Below are 18,882 nucleotides of genomic sequence, written 5' to 3'. Positions count from 1 at the left end.
ATTAAAGGTGCGGAGGGGAGTGGGCCTGCATCCACACCGAAAAAAACTATGGTTCAAGGGGCTGCCCCTCGCACCATAGTTTTTTTGCTTCATCCGCGCGTTTACCGCATATACAGCTTCCGGTAATATTCCTCCAGCATCCGCCGGGTCGAAAACGCCTCGCGGGTTGTTTCGATACTGCGCCGCATCATCTGCACCCAGCGGGGGCGATCCTCGTAGTAGGTCGGCACGACCCGCTCCAGCAGCGTGTCGTAGAGCGCTTCGCCGTCGTGCCGGTCCAGCTCGCCCGGGTCGGCCGACTCGAAGCCGCCGCCGATCTGCCAGCCGTTTTCGCCGTCCAGGCAGGCCTCCGGCCACCAGCCGTCGAGCACCGAGCAGTTCAGCACGCCGTTGACGGCGGCTTTCATCCCCGAGGTGCCGCTCGCCTCCAGCGGCCGGCGCGGGTTGTTCAGCCAAACGTCCGCGCCGCGCGTCAGTTTGGCGCCGATCGTCATGTCGTAGTTCTCCAGGAACACGACGCTGCCGGGATAGTGCTTCATCATCGCCACCAGGTTGCTGACGATCTGCTTGCCGGTTTCGTCGTTCGGATGGGCTTTGCCCGAGAACACGAGCTGGATCCGGCCGGATTCGAGGTAGGGGGCGATCAAGTCCGGCCAGGAAAAGATCAGGTCGCTGCGTTTGTACGGCGCAGCCCGGCGCGAGAACCCGATCAGCAGCCGTTCCGGGTCCAGCTCGGCTCCCGAGCGCTCGCGGATCAACTCGATCAGCTCGCGCTTCAATTCCAGATGTGCAGCCCATAAATCGCCGCCCTCTTCATAAGCGCGAAGCATCCGGGGGTCGGCCCAGGTCGGCAGGTGGATCGCATTGGTGATCCCGATGATCTCCGCGCGGCCGGCCACATCCTTCCACATGCGTCCTGCGGTCTCGGCATGTAGTGCGGCCACCGCGTTAGCCCGGCGGGCGAGGCGCAAACCGGCGACGGTCATGTTAAACGGGTTGCCGCCGATCCGCTCCATTTGGTCGCGGCTTAACCCGTTAAACGCGGACATCGCTTCCAGCGCTTCCAGCGCATGGGCTTCGTTGCCCTCCTTGACCGGCGTGTGGGTCGTAAAGACGACGGTTTCGCGCGTATCCCGCCAGGCTGACTCGAAGGTGAGCCCGGCCTGCATTTTTTCGCGGATGAGCTCCGTGGCGGCCAAAGCGGCGTGCCCCTCGTTGAAGTGGTAGACGTCCACCGGGATGCCCAGCGCGCGAAGCGCCTTCACGCCTCCGATGCCAAGCACGATTTCCTGGGCAATGCGCTCCTCGCCGAAGCCGCCGCCGTACAAACGGGCGGTGATCCAACCGTTGCCGCTCTCCGGAAGATCGGTGTCCAGCAGATAGAGCGGGTTGTTGCCAAACTGTTCGGTTTTCCATACTTTGCAGGGGACCTCGGCGTTTTTGACTGTCACGGTAACCGTCACGCCGGTATCCTCAAGAAAATCATATTCGTGGTCGGTAAACGTATCGTAGGGCCGTCCATCTTCGCCGATCCGCTGGTCGGTATAACCTTGCTTCCACTTGATGCCGATGGCGACAAGCGGGGCGCCCATGTCTTTGGCCCCTTTGATGAAATCGCCGGCGAGGATGCCAAGTCCTCCGGCATACATTTTGAAATCGGAATGAAGACCGTACTCCATGCTGAAATAAGCAACGGTAGGGAGCTGCCTTTCGCTCATGGGAATACCTCCTTTGCTATGCAAACCGCATGCTGCACTGAAAGCGATTTTCATGCTATTAGTGTAGTCCGGAGGCGGGTGGAAGGTGACAAAAGGAGCTTTGCGGAATGGGAGACAAGGCGGATCAGGGAGGGGATAAGAGACCGGAGGGGTTAGACCGGATCCGATTCCTCCGGGCGGATGTCGCTATCGGCGTAAGCCCGCTCCTGTTCTTCGTTTGCGATCGCTTGAATTTCTTCGGAGCCGATATTGAGGTAGACGTAGCCGTCTTGGGCCTGCTTCTTTAAGGCGCGTTCTTTGAAAAATTTCGGGCTGGCCTCGCCCGCATCCTCGTCATAGACGAGCAGGAGGCCGTCGGTTTTGCGGAACAGCAGCTCGTCCCGACCGGTGAACTGCCAAGGGCCGACATAGGATTCCTTGCTGGCCGCCGCATAATGGTCGACTTGGCGGAGAATTTGCATATAGTAGTCCTTTTTCTCGTCGCTCCATTTCTCCTCTTGATGGCTATAGGCGGTGATGATCGAGCATTTCAACTGCGGGTACCGCTTCTTTAAGTCGAACACGGCTTCGCAAGCCCACAGGTCAACGCCGTATTGGCCGGGCGTAATGACCCACTCCAGACCTTCCTCCAGCAAGGGGATGAGGCGGCTCGCTATGGCTTGGCGGATATATGGGATGCCGGGATGCTTCTGGCCGTAAATGCCGAGCTCATGGGCGCGGTAACCGGTGACGAGCAGATTTTTCAAGTTGAAAACTCCTTAGATTCAGTTGGTGATGTGCCGGTAGCGGCCACGTAACGTATTATACCTTGCTTTGCATCTCCGGCAAAAACAAAAACGCCGCTTCGCGCGGGAGGAGGACCCCACCGGCTAGGCGGCATGCGTGTTTGGGACAGGGGATAGCTATCGTTATCGGCATGGTGCGGAAACGGCATCGAGGCCTACCGCCCATGGCAGCGGTTACAAGAAGCGTGACTTATTGACCGTGAATCGAGAGAAGGGTAAATACCGTGTAGAAAACCGCGTAGAACGTGCCCAGTCCAATAATCCACAGAAAAGCGTTGCCTTTCAATTTCTCCGGTTGCCACATGAGGATTCGCTCCTTTACTTTTCACTGGCCGAACAAATTGTGAACAATTTGTGTCTGACTTAATTATTGAACATTTTGTGTCAAAAATCAAACAATTTATTGAACAAATTCAAACTTTTTTTGGCATAAATAAAAAAACCATGCCCAGTAAGGCATGGTCGTTGGGGTTTTAATTGTTGGCTGGGGGATCCGATCACCCTTTTGACGGAGAAAAGCCTTCCTCTGCCAAGTATTCGCCGGCCTCCTCGCGGGTTTCAAAGGCCATCTCCAGACTCAAGCCGGAGTAGATATACCACAGGTCGTCTTCGTATTTGAGCGTCAGCTTCTCGCCTTTGGCATTGGTCCACACGCCGCCGGGGAACGCGTTGCGGGCAGGGGCTTCCGTTGTTCCCGGGCGCGAAGAGGGACCTTCCTCCTCCCGGACGGAAAGAGCGTCGATCGACTCCCTGACCAAACGGCGCAGCTCCGGCACCGCCATTTCCCGGATGTTGACGAACCCTTTATCATCGGTCTCAAAACCGTCGAGATGCCCGGCGTAAACATAGCCGTTCCCGTTCGGGTGCAGGTGGTAAACGACGGTTTTTTTGTCATACGCGCTGCCTTCATAGTGAAAATTGACCCGGCCCAGCGAGACGTTCCTCTGCTCCAACTCGGGGAATGATTTGAAGACTTCCAATTTCTGCTCAAACGTCAGCATGCTGCCCAACCTCTCAAATGGCGAATTAGCGGGAACTGGCTTCCTCCCGCGCTTCCTGATTATATCATACCCCGCTCCGTTTCCTCATCCCGCGCAAAAAGGTATAATTAATCTAAGTAAGGATCGCGCCGAAGGAGGAAAGATCAATGGGAGAAGCGACAATCAAGTGGGGGATTATGGCGGCCGGAGGCATCGCCGGGTCGTTTGCGGGGGATCTGGCTTACGCAAGTAACGGCGAAGCTTACGCCATCGGGTCGAGGAACCTGGAGAAGGCGAAGGCGTTTGCCGAGAAATTCGGAATTCCCAAAGCGTACGGAAGCTACGAGGAGCTGGTGGCCGACCCGGACGTGGACGCCGTCTATGTGGCAACCCCCCATCCTTCCCATAAAGACAACGTCATGACCGCGCTGCGGGCGGGCAAAGCGGTCCTGTGCGAGAAGCCTTTTACGGTCAACGCTGCCGAGCTGGAGGAACTGGTAACCTATGCGCGCCAACACAAGTTGTTCTTGATGGAAGCGATGTGGACGCGGTTCTTGCCGGTCATCCGCCGCGTGCGGGAATGGCTGGCGGCCGGACGGATCGGTGAAGTACGGCTGGTGAAGGCCGACTTCGGCTTCCGGGCGGGCTGGGATCCGGCCGGGCGGCTGCTGAATCCGGAGCTTGGCGGCGGGGCGATGCTGGATGCCGGCATCTACCCGGTTTCGTTCGCGTCCATGGTGCTGGGGCCGCACCCGCAAAGCATTCAAAGCACGGCCCATATCGGAGAAACGGGGGTCGACGAACATTTCTCCGTACTGTTGACCTACGAAAACGGCGCAGCCGCATCCCTGAACGGCGCCGTCCGTCTGGCGATCGGCAACGACGCGTATATCCATGGGACGAACGGGAAGATTTACGTTCCCGGTTTCCTTAATGCGACCTCGGCGACGTTGTACGTCGACGGGGAAGAGCCCGAGACGGTCAGCGATGACCGCGCTTTTAAAGGATACGCTTATGAAGCGGAGGCCGTCGGACGGGCGCTGAACGCCGGGCTGACCGAAAGCGGCGACATTCCGCTGGACGAATCGCTGGCGATCCTGCGCCTGATGGATCAAATCCGCGGGCAATGGGGTTTGAAATATCCGTTTGAATGAAATGAAGAAGGAGTAGTTTTACATGATCGATGAGACACATCAAATGTTGGAGGAAAACAACATCAAACACGCCATCATCGGCGAGAAGATGGAGCGTTTGACCGATATCCTGCCAAGCCTGACCAAAACCCGGCTTGCCGCCGTTGCCTCCCTTTATCATATCTCCGGCCGCTCCAAGATGAAGAAGGAGGAGCTGGCCGCTGCCGTGCAGGCTGGCATTGAGGACCCGGAAACGCTACAGGGGGCCTTAATCCATAGTCGGCCCAAAGAATGGGAACTGTTCAGCTCGCTGCTGGACGGTTCCTATCAACCAAGTAACGCTACGCCCTTTGGATACTACTATTACTTCCTGGACCGCGGCTTGCTGTTTACCTTCTTCGAGGACAATCGGCTGCACATGGTCATTCCGGACGAAGTGAAGGCTGCCTTCCGGAAGCAGGATCAACCGGCATTCCGGCAGGCGCTGCAAAGAAGCCATCAACTTTATACCTACCTGATGGCGGCGATCAATCTGTACGGACTGATCACGCCGGCCAAGCTGGCAGAGATCATCCATGCCCAGAACGGCGACGCATCCGTCACGGAAGAGGAACTGCTGCAGCACGTTGAAGGGTTTCTCGAGCGGACGGATCAGTATTTCGAGCTGCGGCACGGATACATCGCATCCTTGGACATGGAAGACAAAGAGTTCGAGGACCTCATGGACAAAGTGCAGGGGAAACCTTATTACGTTCCGGACCGGCAAGAGCTGCTCAACTATGCGGATCACGATTACTTTGAGATCACTCCGCAGCTTGCGGCGCTGCGGGAGTTCGTCACGAAAGAATTCCGCCTGGATCAAGAAAGCGCGGAATATTTGGTCGACGACATTCAGCTCGGCTGCTCGATGGAAGCCTCGCTGCAGGATCTTCTCTACGAGTTTGAGAGACGGGATCTGGATTTTACGTCCCAAGAGCAGGCTAAACAAACCGTCGCCCTCATCACCGACGTATACGACCACACCCGGATGTGGTCCAATGCCGGACATACGCTGGACGAGCTGCGCCGGATGCAGGAGGGGGCCGGGAATTCACCGGCGATTGCCTCCATACGAGGGCATATCGTCAAGCAGGTTCGGTCGAGCAAGGTTGGCCGCAATGAACCCTGCCCTTGCGGAAGCGGTTTGAAGTACAAGAAATGCTGCGGAAAGTAAATCTTAAGTTCAACGAAAAGGCAGTCTAAGCGCTGAAGCTTAGGCTGCCTTTTTTTGCGTTCCGTAACGGCTTACCCGACATCGGCCGAGTCCGACATCGGCGGTTCGCTTGACTCCGTTTGCGAGTAGAGCTTGCGATACTGACCCGGGGTCAAGCCGGTTTCCTTCTTGAACTTTCGAATGAAGTTCGGCGTGTCCAGGTAGCCGACCCGCTGAATGATGTCTTTAAGCGGATCGTTGGTCGACGTCAGATCGTTCATGACCGCCATCATTCTTTTTTGCCAGATGTATTGGACGAAGTTGATCCCCATTTGGTCCTTGAAGGAGCGGCTGAAATAGGATACCGAAATCGAATACTTGCAGGAGATCGCCTCCAAGCTTAATGCATGGTCCATATAGTTGCTGTCGATATAGGCGATGATCCGGTCCATGAGGGAGTGTTCTTCCTTGCGTTCGTTCTGCAGGGCCAACTCGCAGATTCGGGAGGCCAGGCTAAGGAAGTGGCGCTCCAGCTCTTGCAGGGAATTAAACGCATCGGATCCGGGAATATCGGGCGTCCAGTCGCGCACGCCCATCTCCATGCCCGTGCGCAGAATGGCGTTCAAGATGTCGAAGCTGATGCAGCGCTTCATCTCGACGGTCAGATCGGGTCCTCGCAGGACGTTCATCGCCTCGCCGATCGTTTGGGCTGCGACCTCATAGCTGCCTTGCTTCAAGCTTTGGGACAGCTTCAGCAGCTCGTTCTTCGGCACCCAAGACGTTTCTCCCGGCGTTTGGGACAGCTTCTCGAAGAACGTGATGCTGCCGTGTCCGGCAAACATCCGCGATTCGAAAGCCGAGCAAGCTTCGATAAAGGATTGGTTCAATTGGTCGGGATCGTTGTAATAAGTACCAACGCCGATCACGGGGTCGATGCGGAACCGCTCCAGCAGGTCGTCGTGAATGCGATGCACGATCCGGCGGAACTGGTCGGGTCCGGACCAGGATTCGACCTTATCGAATCCGACGATCAGCGCGATCTGCCCCGGCTTGGGCAGCTCGACGCTGTACAGGCAGGCGCCGTAATCGGGGATCTCCGCCGCCGCCAGCCGGCCGATCATCGCTTGCCAATCGTGGCTGTCCAATCGGCTCTTCGGCGCCTCATCCCGGCCGATGACCATGGCGAAATAATGGGCTTGGGCCAAGTTAATCTCCAGCGAGCTTAATAGCTGCGGCACCAGGCTGCGGGCGTTCCCGTATTTCAGCAGCATCAATAGAAAATGGTTGCGCGCATACGGCTCCTGCAGATCGGCCCGCGAGCTGTATTCCTGCAGCGCCGTGCGGATGCGGTCCAGTTCGTTTCCGGCTTTGCGCGGTACGGCGGCCGGCCCCGCGGATTTCGATTTGGAGTCGGCGAACTCGACCAGATCGAGGATCGGATGGAACTGGCGCCGCGCCAAGATCAACGCGGCCGCGGTGCCGACGACGACGAGCACGGTCAAGAGCAGAATCATCAGGCTGCGCAGGTGCAGCACGCTGCCAAGAAATTGGGAGCTGGGCATCAAAGTGACATATTCCCAGCCGTTCGTGTCCGACTTGACGGAAACGACGGAATGCGGGACTCCCCCCAAATCGACGCTGTGGATGCCTGTTGAAAGCGCAAACAATTCTTGCAGGTCCGATCCCTGAAGCGGCTGTTCTTGGTTGTTGTTGGAGGCCATAACCTGGCCGTTGTTATCGAAAATATAGGAAGATCCTTCGTAGTTGCCGAGAATGGTATCGATCAGTCCGGTCAATTCCGACTTCCGGATTAAGTACATTAATGTCCCATGCGGGTTCGGATTGTTGGGCGTAATGGGAACGAGATAGGCCAAAACCGACTGCTGCATCGTTCCATTTTGGTTGAGCATTTCGGTTGGCTGAATGACGGGAAATTTGACGGAGTTCAGATCCTCGACCAGTTTTGGTCCTTCCCAGTCCAGAAAATGATAATGCTCATGAAATACGTCCAGGCTCGTCATCCCTGCGGTGGAATAAATCTTCTCGTCCCCATGAAAATACAAGAACATCTCCCCGATGATCGGGCTGGTCGCTTTGTAATTTTTGAGTGCATTGATCGCTTCGAGGCTGTAATACGGGTCGTGTACGCGGTAGCGGGCCAACTGTACGTCGTAAGCAACCCGCGAGGCAATGTCGCTCAGTTGCTTGACATGGCTGTCGACGATCGTTTTCGCCTGAGACAGCTGATTCAGATGGGATTGTTCGATTTCGGAGCGGAGATTGCGGACCGCGCTGTTATAGATGAAGACCGATAACAAGGCAAGTGGAACCAGCAGCATGAACAAGTAAGACCAGGTGTACTTTTGAAACAGTTTTGACTTGAAATAATTCAGCTTCACTTTGCGTCTGCCCCCTGTCCGCTCTATTTTTTTATCTAAAATGTAAAGGAGTTTAACGGATAACGCAAGGGAAGAAAGTAGCGGGTCTCTCGGAAGAAGCATGTTGTTTTTGCTTACCGGGGCTTGTTTATCGCCTGTTTTTGCCGTGGGTCGGGACATTGTCGGTAAAAAAATACACATCGCCGCCTCTATTCCGGGACAAGCGCGTGTTAACTTTAATAACATGAAAATCGACGGATTTGTAAAATTTGCCTTGCCGGTTTGTTAACGTAAAGCAAAATGACATATTTACGTGGTCCCGGGGGCTCCGGTACACTTCAGAAAAAAAGGAGGAGACGCCGATGCAGAAAAGCGCGCCAACCGTATTTGACACCAGGCCCGTGACCCCGTTCGCTCCGAATAGAAAACTTAGGAAAAAAATCCTCCGGAATTGGCAGCTGTACATTTTTATCGCTCCTGCATTATTAAGCATTCTGATCTTTAGTTACGTGCCGATGTACGGGATTCAGATCGCATTCAAGAACTTTATTCCCGTCAACGGGATTTTGGGCAGTCCATGGGTGGGCTTCGACCATTTCGTCCGGTTCTTCAATTCTTATTATTTCTGGGACCTGATCTGGAACACGCTGGGTATTAGCCTGTATGGGCTGGTCGTAGGGTTCCCGCTTCCGATTATCCTGGCCCTGGCGTTTAACGAGGTGAAGGACGGCTTTTTCAAACGTACGGTACAGACCGTAACCTATGCGCCGCATTTTATCTCGATGGTCGTCATGGCCGGGATGATCATTACGTTTCTGACGCCTTCGACGGGAATGATCGTCAATGTGATCGAAGCGTTTGGGTTTACGCCTCCCGACTTTCTGACCGATCCCCGCTGGTTTAAAACGGTGTACGTGTTCTCCGATGTGTGGCAGGGCACCGGCTGGGGAACGATTATCTATTTGGCCGCGTTGACCGGGGTCGATCCGGGGCTGCACGAAGCGGCCATCCTCGACGGGGCTTCGCGAATGCAGCGGATCCGTTACATCAATATTCCGGCGATCCTGCCGACGATCACGATCCTGATGATTCTGAATATGGGCAGCCTGCTGGGCGTGGGGTTTGAAAAGATCCTGCTCCTGCAAAACCCGCTGAACATGGAATCCTCCGACGTCATCTCAACGTTCGTCTATCGGTCAGGATTGCTGGATGCACAATACAGCTTCTCCACGGCGGTCGGTTTGTTTAATTCCGTCGTGAACGCGATCCTGCTCGTCACCGTCAACCAGATCGTTCGGCGTACCAGCGAAAACAGCCTATGGTAGAAGAAAGGAGTGGGGAACGTGATATCGGCAATTAAGGAAACTCGGCGGGACCGCCTATTTTTAGCCTGCAACTATGCGTTTCTGTTTCTGGCACTCGTCATCGTCGCTTATCCGATTCTGTATATCATCAGCGCCTCGATCAGCACCCCGAAATACGTGGCTTCCGGGGAGATGTGGTTGTGGCCGATGGGCATCACCTTAGAAGGGTATCAGCGGGTGTTCCGCGATCCCCAAATCTGGACCGGCTACGGAAACACGATTCTTTATACCGTTGTGGGTACCATGGTCAATTTGGCAGTGACGATTCCGGCCGCTTACGCCCTCAGCCGCAAAGACTTCGTTGGCCGGAATTTGTTCATGGGGATCTTCATGGTGACGATGTTCTTCAGCGGAGGCCTGGTGCCGACGTATTTACTGATCAAGGATTTGGGGTTGGTCAACAGCATGTGGTCCTTGATATTGCCGGGAGCCACGTCCGTCTGGAATCTCATCGTGTGCCGGACGTATTTTCAGTCGAATATCCCGAAGGAGCTGCAGGAGGCCGCGGAGATCGACGGGTGCAGCAACTTCCGGCTGTTTTTCCGCATCATCCTGCCCTTGTCGACCTCCATTATTGCGGTGATGGCGTTGTTCTTCGGGGTGGGTCACTGGAACAGTTACTTCTCGGCCATGATTTACTTGAATGACCACGGGAAATATCCGCTTCAACTGGTGCTCCGGCAAATTCTCGTCCTGCAGGAGATGTCGGCGCAAACCGGCACCATCGATGCCGCCACGGCGACGGCACTGAACAACCGGGCGGAAGTCGCCGCCCTGGTCAAATATGCGGTGATCATCGTGGCCACGCTGCCCGTCATCGTCGTGTATCCTTTCCTGCAACGCTATTTTGTGCAAGGTGTCATGATCGGTTCCGTCAAGGGATGATCTTGCCATACATCAAAACCTATTCAAAAGGAGGATTCATTCATGCAGAAGCTGAAAAGACGCGGAGCGTTAGCCCTGAGCTTGCTCCTGTTGGCCTCGCTGCTGGCAGCCTGCGGTTCGTCCGGCAATACGGCGGGCGGCAATACGGCAGGCAATTCGGGAGGCGGGGCGAACTCGGGGACGAACGCATCCAATTCCGAAAATGCCGGAGGCGTAAAGAAAGACGGATTTCCGATTGTCGATGAGCCGCTTACGCTGACGATGTTCGCTCCCGACGCCGGGATGGCGGATTGGAACACGATGCCCGTCACGCAAGAGATGGAGAAGCTGTCGGGCATCAAAGTGGAGTTCCAAACCTCGCCGATCGATAGCTTCAGTACGAAGAAAAACCTGGTTTTCGCCAGCGGCGACCTGCCGGACATGCTGTATGCGGCAGACATTACCCCGGCGGAGCAAGTCACCTACGGCAGCCAAGGCATTCTGATTCCTCTGGAAGATTTGATTGACAACTATGCTCCTAACTTGAAAAAGATCCTCGACGAGAACCCGGACGTACGCAAAAACATCACGACGACGGACGGACATATTTATGCCCTGCCGTTCATCGATACCGCAGCGGTATGGTACCGCGGCCCGATGTGGTATAACGGCAAGTTCCTGAAGGCGTTGAACGCGGAAGAGCCGAAGACGACGGAAGAGCTGTACGCTTACCTGAAGCGGGTCAAAGAAGAAGACCCGAACGGCAACGGCAAAGCCGACGAAATCCCGCTCTCGTCCGTCAAGCTGGACGATCTGCGGATGTTCTTCCTCGGGTTCTGGGGGATGTATGACACGGTCATCTATTCCGATAAGGAGGGCAAAGTGCACTATTCGCCGCAAGAGGAAGGTTATAAGGGATATTTGACCTTCATGAACCGCTTGTGGAAGGAAGAACTGCTGGACCACGAGACGTTCTCCCAAACCGACGACCAGAAGAAAGCGAAGGGCAAAAATAATCAAGTGGCCTTGTTCAGCGATTATCATCCTTACTTCACGCTTGGCGGGGAGCCGAACGCCGATCATCCGCTGATGACGCCGGTCGCCAGTGAAATCGCCGGTACGCCGGTTTACGGAAAACATCCGGGCATGTCGGCCAACGGGACCTTCGCGATTACGAAGAGCAACCCGAATCCGGAAGCGACGATGCGCTGGATCGATTACCAATACGGCTATGAGGGCGCAACCCTGTGGACGCAAGGTCCGGAAGGACTGCTGTGGAAATACAAGGATAAGGAGAACAAGGTGAAGGAATGGCTGCCGGTGCCTGGCGGCAAGGACCGCGAGGAGTACCGCGGAACGATTACGCCAAACTATGGAATTCTGACCCCGGGCGTCAACCTGAAAGAGCTGACGAACGGCCTGAAGAGCGAATTCGACGAATGGATCGACCAGCAAACGCAAGAGAAATTGGCTCCGATCGGCAAGCCGCCGTTCCCGAATGCCTTCCTGACGACGGAGGAGCAATCCGAGGTATCCGCCTTGCTGTCCGACCTGGATACGTATGTGACGCAAATGGAAGCGAAATTCGTGACCGGCCAGGAGTCGCTCGACAACTGGGATAAGTACGTCAGCCAGTTGAAGAAGATGGGCAGCGACCGCGTCGCCGAGGTGTATCAGGCGGCCTACGACCGCTGGAACCAAGAAGGCTAATCGTAAATCGTTAACAAGCAATCATTTTCGGACCGAGACAAGGAGGCATCCATGAGCGAGGAGAAATCCGCGATACAGGAGCCGCCCTGCGAGCCGCAGAACGAGGCGCCCTCCGAGGCGCCTTTTGCGGCTGAGCCGGCGGTGGAGCAAGGCGTGCACAATTACAGCAGCGAACGAAATTGGGTAAAGCCGGAAGATTCCGTGATTCTGGAACGCCTGGAATGGTTCCAGGATCAGAAGCTGGGCTTGATGATGCACTGGGGGCCCTACTCCCAGCTTGGGCTGGTGGAGTCCTGGGCGCTCAGCGACGAAGACGGGGATTGGTCCCGGAACGACATCGACTGGACGGAAGACATGGAGCGGTTCAAACAGGAATATTTTGATTTAAACCGCACGTTTCATCCGATCCGCTTTCAACCTGAGCAATGGGCCAAATCCGCTGCCGAGGGCGGGTTTAAATATTTGACGTTTACGACGAAGCACCATGACGGGTTTTGCATGTGGGATACCCATACGACCGACTACCGGATCACCGGGCCGGACTGTCCGTTCCATACGCATCGGTATGCAGACATCTGCCGGGAGCTGTTCGATGCGTTCCGCGCGGAAGGGTTGGCGATCTCCGCCTATTTCTCCAAGGCGGACTGGCATACGCCGTATTATTGGGCGCCGGGCATGGAACGGGGCAGCCGCATGTGGCGCGGGCCTTCGTACGATCCGAAGCGATACCCTTGGCTGTGGGAGCGGTTCGTCCAGTTTACCCATGAGCAAATCATGGAGCTGATGACGCGGTACGGCCGCATCGATATGCTGTGGCTGGACGCCGGGTGGGTGAACGCCCGCCGCGGACAGGACATCCGGCTCGGCGAGGTGGTGGAGAAGGCGCGGCAGATCCAGCCGTGGCTGCTGACGGCGGACCGTACGGTTGGCGGGCCCTACGAGAACCTGATCACGCCGGAGCAAACCGTTCCGGAGCGGCCGCTCACGGTCCCTTGGGAGAGCTGCATCACCATGGGACATTCGTTCTCGTTCAGCTACAGCGACAGCTATAAGTCCGTTCGCGAGCTGGTCCACCTGCTCGTCGAAATCGTCGCCAAGGGCGGCAATCTGGCGCTGAACGTCGGGCCGCAGCCGGACGGACGGCTGCCGAGACCGGCGCTCGAGCGGATGAAGGGGTTAGGCGAGTGGTTGAAGGTTTACGGCGAAGCGATTTACGGGACGCGGATTTGCGAGCCTTACGCTTCCGGGAACATTTTCTTCACTCGCAAGGGAGAGACAAGATACGCGTTAGCGTTGATACGAGAGGATGCCGAGGCGGTGGCGGAGGAGCTGATTCTGCCGCTTCCCGCTTCAGGCATCGGCCGGATCGACCTGGTTGGCGGCGCCGAAGGGTTGGACTTCCGCCCGACTCCGGAGGGCGGGGTTGCGGTTCGACTTCCCGACGCCTTGCGGCAGGGCGAGACGCCGATCGCGATCGTGCTGCGCATTCGGTGAAGCGAGGTGGCTTCGTCCCTTTTGACGCTGGGGCGCGGGAGGGGCGAACGTTCACTGGTTGCACCGCTCCGTCTGCACATGATGGGGCGCGATAGTGCAATGAAGGATTTGCGGGCTTACTTGGCGATAACTCGTTTGTCCTGACGGCGTAACGGAACGGAAAGACCTTATTCGCCGAAAAAAAGCAGTTTCAAACTTTAACGGAACGTAGAGCCGCTATTGGCTCGATCATGGGCTGAATCATACCCAAACCTGTCAAATAAGGTCTGCTGGTTCCGTTAAATTTTTTGAACCGCTTGTTTTCACCCCAATAGCGGCTCTGAGTTCCGTTAGAGTTGGGAGGACTTTACTTTACTCAGGAAGGGAGAGAGAACGACCGTGAACTACAGCGAAGTGCCTGAACCGGCGATCGAATTTGCGCCGAAAACCTATGTCTGCAAGCGGGCCATGGCAGGGCCGCTCGTCTTGGACGGGCGAATCGACAAGCCGTTTTGGGACGCCGCCGCATGGACCGGCGACTTCGTGGATATCGAAGGCGACGTTCGGCCCAAGCCGGGCAAACGGACGCGGGCGAAGATGCTGTGGGATGACGATTACTTCTATGTGGCCGCCGAAATGGAGGAGGACGAAATTTGGGCGACGCTGACGGAACGGGACTCGGTGATTTTCCATGACAACGATTTTGAAATCTTCATCGACCCGGACGGCGACAGCCATTTGTATTATGAATTCGAAATCAACGCGTTGAATACGGTGTGGGATTTGCTGCTCATCAAGCCGTATCGGGACGGCGGTCCGCCGGTGAACGGCTGGGACATTCGCGGATTGCGCACCGCGGTGCATATCGACGGCGGGTTGAACGATCCTTCCGCGAAGAACCGCCTGTGGAGCGTAGAGGTTGCGCTGCCGTGGGCCGCGTTGCGCGAATGCGCGCCGGAGGGACGGCCGCCGGTACCGGGCGAGTTCTGGCGGGTGAACTTCTCCCGGGTGGAATGGCAGGTCGAGGTGCAAGACGGCCGGTACGTCAAGAAAACCAATCCCGAGACCGGGAAACCCTATCCCGAAGACAACTGGGTATGGTCCCCGCAGGGAATCGTGAACATGCATTATCCCGAGCTTTGGGGTTATGTGGTCTTTGCCGACGAGGGGGTCGATGAGGGCGGCGGATCCACCGGTTTCCCGCTGCCGCAGGACGAATACGTCAAATGGGAGCTGCGCCGGCTGTATTACCGGCAGCGGAACCATCATGCCCGTTTCGGCCGGTTTACTGCGGAGCTCACGGAGCTCGTCAGCGCGGAAGAGAGGAACGCGTTCGGCATTCGGCCGAAGGTCGAGGCGGCGGGCGGGAGATTCGAGATTTCCGCGGCGGCTTCGGACGGGAAAGGGATTTTCTATATCCGGGAAGACGGAAAACTGTGGAAGGAGCGATCGTAGATGAGCGTGGAGACGCCGGCGTTTTCGCTGAGCGAACGGGAGATGGAGCAGATTGAACGTAAGTTTGCAGAAATTCGAACGCTGGGCCGGGGCCGGGAAAAGGCGCTGTTTGGCGTATTTGACGGCTCGCTGACCGCCGAAGAGACGTGGGCCCTGAAATTCCTGTATGTGCATATGCCGCTAAACGATCTGGCTGATTACGACGGCTCGTTGTTTTTGGCCCATGTCCGCCATGCGCTGGCCGTCCGCAAACGGGCGCCTTGGGGCGAACGGGTACCGGATCAGCTCTTCTTGCATTTCGTGCTGCCGGCCCGGGTGAACACCGAGAACATCGAGGACTTCCGCGAAGCGATTTATGCGGAGCTGGGACCGCGGACGACGGGGTTATCGATGGCGGAGGCGATTCTCGAGGCGAATTACTGGTGCCATGAAAAAGCCACCTACATCGGCAGCGACCTGCGCACGCTGTCGCCGCTGGGGATGATCCGCAATGCGCGCGGGCGCTGCGGCGAGGAATCGACGCTGGCGGTTGCGGCGCTGCGCAGCATCGGCATTCCGGCGCGGCAGTGTTATACGCCGCGCTGGGCGCACTGCGACGATAACCACGCTTGGGTCGAAGCTTGGGCCGACGGCAAGTGGCATTACATCGGCGCCTGCGAGCCGGAAGCCCGCCTGGACCAGGGCTGGTTCAGCGGTCCGGCGCGACGGGCGATGCTGGTGCACACCCGCGTCCCCGCGACCTACCCCGGACCGGAGGAAATTACCGTCAAGGGCGGGCCGTATGCGGAGTTGAACCTGTTGGCGAATTATGCGCCTACCCGGACGATCGCCGTGGAGGTAAGGGAGCCGGACGGCACGCCGGCGGCCGGGGCGAGGGTGCAGTTCCAGCTGTACAACTATGCCGAACTGTTCCCCTTGGCTGAGCTCATGACCGATGACCGGGGCGAAGCCCGGTTCACGACCGGTTACGGCGACCTGATCGTCCGGGCCGTGCGGGACAGGGCCTGGGGCCAGCGAAAGATCCGGATCGCCGATGGCGACCGGTTCGAGGTTGCGTTAAGCGGCGGGTTGCCGGACCAGCCCGAAGGGTCGGAAGACTTCGAGATGGTGCCTCCGCCGGAGCTGGACGGTCCGGAATCCGAACCGCTCTCCGCGGAGCGGGTGCGTCGTCATGAAGAGCGGGTGGCTGAAGGGGCCGCCTTGCGTCGGGGTTACGAGGAGACGTTTCTGACGGAGGCGGAAGCGGATCAGCTCGCCGCCCAGCTCGGGTTGCCGGCGGAGCGGGTGTGGAAGGTGCTCGAACCTGCCCGGGGCAACAGCCGGGAGATCGCCGCTTTCCTGGAGAAGCGTGTCCCGGAGCACGGGGAGTGGCCGCTGCTCCTGCTGGAAAGCCTGCGGGAGAAGGATTTGACCGATACGATGCGGGAGACGCTGGACGACCATTTGGCCGGAGCGCTGCCATGGAAGGATTCGTACGCACGGGAGCTGTTCGTGCCGTATGTCATGTGCCCGCGGGTCTTGTTTGAGATGATCGGTCCTTACCGGAAGGGGCTGCAGGCCCGCTTTACCGAAGCGGAGGTCGCCTTCTATCAAGCGGATCCTTCCCGAATCGCAAGGCTGTTGAATGAAGGCTGGGAGCTGCGCGAAGGGCCGGGGAACCTGCGTGGGAAAGCGGGGCCGCTGGGCACGTTCCAACTGCGCGCTGCCGACAAAGGTTCGCTGGACATCTTATTCGTCGCCTTATGCCGGAGCTTCGGCATTCCGGCAAGGCTGCATCCCAGCGAGCAGAAACCGCAATATTATACGGGCGGAACGTGGGTGGACGCCGAGATCGGGCCGGTTCGAGAAGAGGGAGCCAAGACGGTGGCGGAGGCCCGCCCTCCTATCGGCAAGCTGCGGCTGCGCCGCGAAGCGGATGGCCGAACCGACGCGCCGGCCGCCTCGTACATGGAGAATTTCACGATCGCCCGGCTGGAAGGCGGGTTCTATAAAACGCTGCAGTATCCACATGGCAAAACCGATGTGTACGATGCGGCGTTTGAGGTGGAGCCAGGGGGCTACCGGATCACTTCGGGCGTACGGCTGAAAGACGGCACGGTGCTGGGACGGCTGACGTATTGCGTTGTTGCCGAGCAGGCGGAGACGGAGGTTACGCTGACGTTTCCGGCTCCGTCGCAACACATCCCGGTGTACGGAATCCCTGATTCGCAAACGCCGCTATGGCGGGCGGACGGGACCGCAACGACGTTGGGCGCGCTTTGCCAAGGGGCGCAAGGCGCAATGATCGCCTGGCTGGAGCCGGATCGGGAACCCTCGAAGCATCTGCTGCGCGAAACAGGCGAGCTTGCGGAAACGTTCGACGTGCTCGGGATCCCGGTTGTCTTTGTTCTCGGCAGCGAGGAGGGGGCGCCGGCTCCTGCTGTCCCTGAAGCCGCCGTTGCCGGCTTGCCGGAGGGGGCGGTATTCGCGGGCGACCCCGGCCACTCGGCGCTCCGCCGGTTAACGGACGCTGGCATCCCGCTAGGGAGCGGGGGCTTCCCGCACCTGTATGCGCTGGACCGCGAGGGGAACATCCGTTACGTGCAGTCCGGCTATAAGCCGGGGAGCGGGAAGGAAGCGCTGCAGGTGTTAAGCGACTTGTAGCGGTACATTTAGCCGTACAAATTGACGATAGGTTTGCGCCGATGGCCGCGCAAGCCAAGGGAGGAGCGCAAATGAGCCGGAACTATGTGGTGGCGGGATATATCAGCGACCGCCATCTCCCTGAGCTGACGAAGGAAGATTTGATGAAGCTGACTCACCTGAATATCGCCTTCGGACAGGTGAGAGAGGACCGGATCGAAACGGAACATCTGCAGAATTTGGGGCTGCTGCCCGAATTGAAACGGGATCATCCCGGACTGACGGTCCTGCTGTCCGTAGGCGGTTGGAGCGCCGGCGGCTTCTCGGAAGCCGCCTCGACGGAAGCCGGCCGTCAGGCGATGGCCGAGTCGGCGGTCCGGGCCGTCACGGAGCATGCTTTTGACGGGGTCGACCTGGACTGGGAGTACCCCTGCTATGCCGAGGCGGGCATTGCCGCCCGTCCGGACGATAAGGCGAATTTCACGCGGCTGCTGCGGACGATACGGGAGGCGCTGGACCGGCAAGGCGAACGGGACGCCCGCCATTATGGCCTGACGATCGCCGCCGGGGCAGACCAATATTACATCGACGGCACGGAGATGGCCGAGGTCCAGCGTTACCTCGATTTCGTACAGTTGATGACCTACGACATGCGCGGTGGCTTCCAGACGTTGACCGGGCACCACACCAATCTGTATACAGGTACAGGGGACCTGTTCCGCATCAGCGTCGACGCTTCGGTGAACCTGTTCGTCCGGGCCGGGGTGCCGAAGGAGAAAATCGTCATCGGCGCGGCGTTTTATTCCCGCATGTGGAAGGACGTGCCGAACGTCAACCGCGGACTGCATCAAATGTCCCCCGGCCCGGGAGGCTACGGTCCGGACTTTACTGCGCTGACCGCCGAGTATATCGGCCGTAACGGATTTGTCCGCTACTGGGACGACGAGGCGAAAGCGCCGTATCTGTTCGACGGCCAAACGTTTATCTCGTACGACGATGAAACGTCGGTTCGTTGCAAATGCGAATACGTCAAGGCGCAGGAGCTGGCCGGCGTGATGTTCTGGGAGTACGGCTGCGACCGGACGCATCAGCTGCTGGACGCCTTACACCAAGGGCTCGCCAAACCGTAAACGAGAGCCCCGATCGCCGAAACTCAAAAAGCCTCATGCTTCGACGAACAGTCCCCGTAACGAAAGGGATAGCGGAGC

Annotated in this window: 14 protein-coding genes; 10 read left to right on the top strand and 4 right to left on the bottom strand. The window is 57.9% G+C overall.

Going from position 1 to position 18,882, the window contains the following annotated elements:
- Positions 1-101 precede the first annotated feature (101 nt).
- The 3 genes from glgP to MJ257_RS20110 form a co-directional block, all read right to left on the bottom strand.
- Positions 102-1,718: an alpha-glucan family phosphorylase gene (gene glgP, locus MJ257_RS20120; protein ID WP_240270934.1), complete on the bottom strand. Its 1,617-nt coding sequence runs from the start codon at positions 1,716-1,718 to the stop codon at positions 102-104.
- Positions 1,719-1,870: 152 nt separating this feature from the next.
- Entirely contained in the window at positions 1,871-2,464 is a 594-nt protein-coding gene (locus tag MJ257_RS20115; protein ID WP_240270933.1) for an SLOG family protein, read from the bottom strand.
- Positions 2,465-3,000: 536 nt separating this feature from the next.
- Positions 3,001-3,504 (bottom strand): hypothetical protein, encoded by a 504-nt coding sequence (locus MJ257_RS20110; protein ID WP_240270935.1) that lies wholly within the window; start codon positions 3,502-3,504, stop codon positions 3,001-3,003.
- Between the two features lie 146 nt (positions 3,505-3,650).
- Here MJ257_RS20110 and MJ257_RS20105 point away from each other — a divergent pair, with 146 nt between their 5' ends.
- Positions 3,651-4,637, top strand: coding sequence for a Gfo/Idh/MocA family protein (locus MJ257_RS20105; protein ID WP_240270932.1), 987 nt, complete (start codon positions 3,651-3,653; stop codon positions 4,635-4,637).
- A gap of 22 nt (positions 4,638-4,659) precedes the next feature.
- The gene (locus MJ257_RS20100) at positions 4,660-5,829 is read left to right on the top strand and encodes an SEC-C metal-binding domain-containing protein (RefSeq protein WP_240270931.1); all 1,170 of its coding nucleotides are present in this window, start codon (positions 4,660-4,662) and stop codon (positions 5,827-5,829) included.
- A 71-nt stretch (positions 5,830-5,900) separates the two neighbouring features.
- On the opposite strand, the gene MJ257_RS20095 is transcribed toward MJ257_RS20100, so the two are convergent.
- Entirely contained in the window at positions 5,901-8,207 is a 2,307-nt protein-coding gene (locus MJ257_RS20095; protein ID WP_240270930.1) for a helix-turn-helix domain-containing protein, read from the bottom strand.
- 100 nt (positions 8,208-8,307) lie between these two features.
- Here MJ257_RS20095 and MJ257_RS20090 point away from each other — a divergent pair, with 100 nt between their 5' ends.
- The 8 genes from MJ257_RS20090 (at position 8,308) to MJ257_RS20055 (ending at position 18,804) form a co-directional block, all read left to right on the top strand.
- A complete protein-coding gene (locus MJ257_RS20090) occupies positions 8,308-8,475 on the top strand; it encodes a hypothetical protein (protein WP_240270929.1) in 168 nt (55 codons plus the stop codon).
- 73 nt (positions 8,476-8,548) lie between these two features.
- Positions 8,549-9,511, top strand: coding sequence for an ABC transporter permease (locus tag MJ257_RS20085; RefSeq protein ID WP_240270928.1), 963 nt, complete (start codon positions 8,549-8,551; stop codon positions 9,509-9,511).
- An 18-nt stretch (positions 9,512-9,529) separates the two neighbouring features.
- Complete coding sequence (locus MJ257_RS20080) at positions 9,530-10,435, top strand: carbohydrate ABC transporter permease (RefSeq protein ID WP_240270927.1); 906 nt, start codon at positions 9,530-9,532, stop codon at positions 10,433-10,435.
- A 42-nt stretch (positions 10,436-10,477) separates the two neighbouring features.
- Positions 10,478-12,124: an extracellular solute-binding protein gene (locus MJ257_RS20075; protein WP_240270926.1), complete on the top strand. Its 1,647-nt coding sequence runs from the start codon at positions 10,478-10,480 to the stop codon at positions 12,122-12,124.
- Positions 12,125-12,175: 51 nt separating this feature from the next.
- Positions 12,176-13,618, top strand: coding sequence for an alpha-L-fucosidase (locus MJ257_RS20070; RefSeq protein WP_240270925.1), 1,443 nt, complete (start codon positions 12,176-12,178; stop codon positions 13,616-13,618).
- Positions 13,619-13,996: 378 nt separating this feature from the next.
- Positions 13,997-15,052, top strand: a complete 1,056-nt coding sequence (locus tag MJ257_RS20065; RefSeq protein ID WP_240270924.1) for a carbohydrate-binding family 9-like protein — start codon at positions 13,997-13,999, stop codon at positions 15,050-15,052.
- Entirely contained in the window at positions 15,053-17,695 is a 2,643-nt protein-coding gene (locus MJ257_RS20060; RefSeq protein WP_240270923.1) for a transglutaminase-like domain-containing protein, read from the top strand.
- Positions 17,696-17,766: 71 nt separating this feature from the next.
- On the top strand, positions 17,767-18,804 hold the full coding sequence (locus MJ257_RS20055) for a glycoside hydrolase family 18 protein (RefSeq protein WP_240270922.1): 1,038 nt from the start codon (positions 17,767-17,769) through the stop codon (positions 18,802-18,804).
- The last annotated feature ends 78 nt before the right edge of the window (positions 18,805-18,882 follow it).

The organism is Paenibacillus timonensis (assembly GCF_022427145.1).
Classification (GTDB): domain Bacteria; phylum Bacillota; class Bacilli; order Paenibacillales; family Paenibacillaceae; genus Fontibacillus; species Fontibacillus timonensis.
The sequence above is the reverse complement of the archived record's forward strand: the minus strand, read 5'-3'. Positions and strand labels throughout refer to the sequence as shown.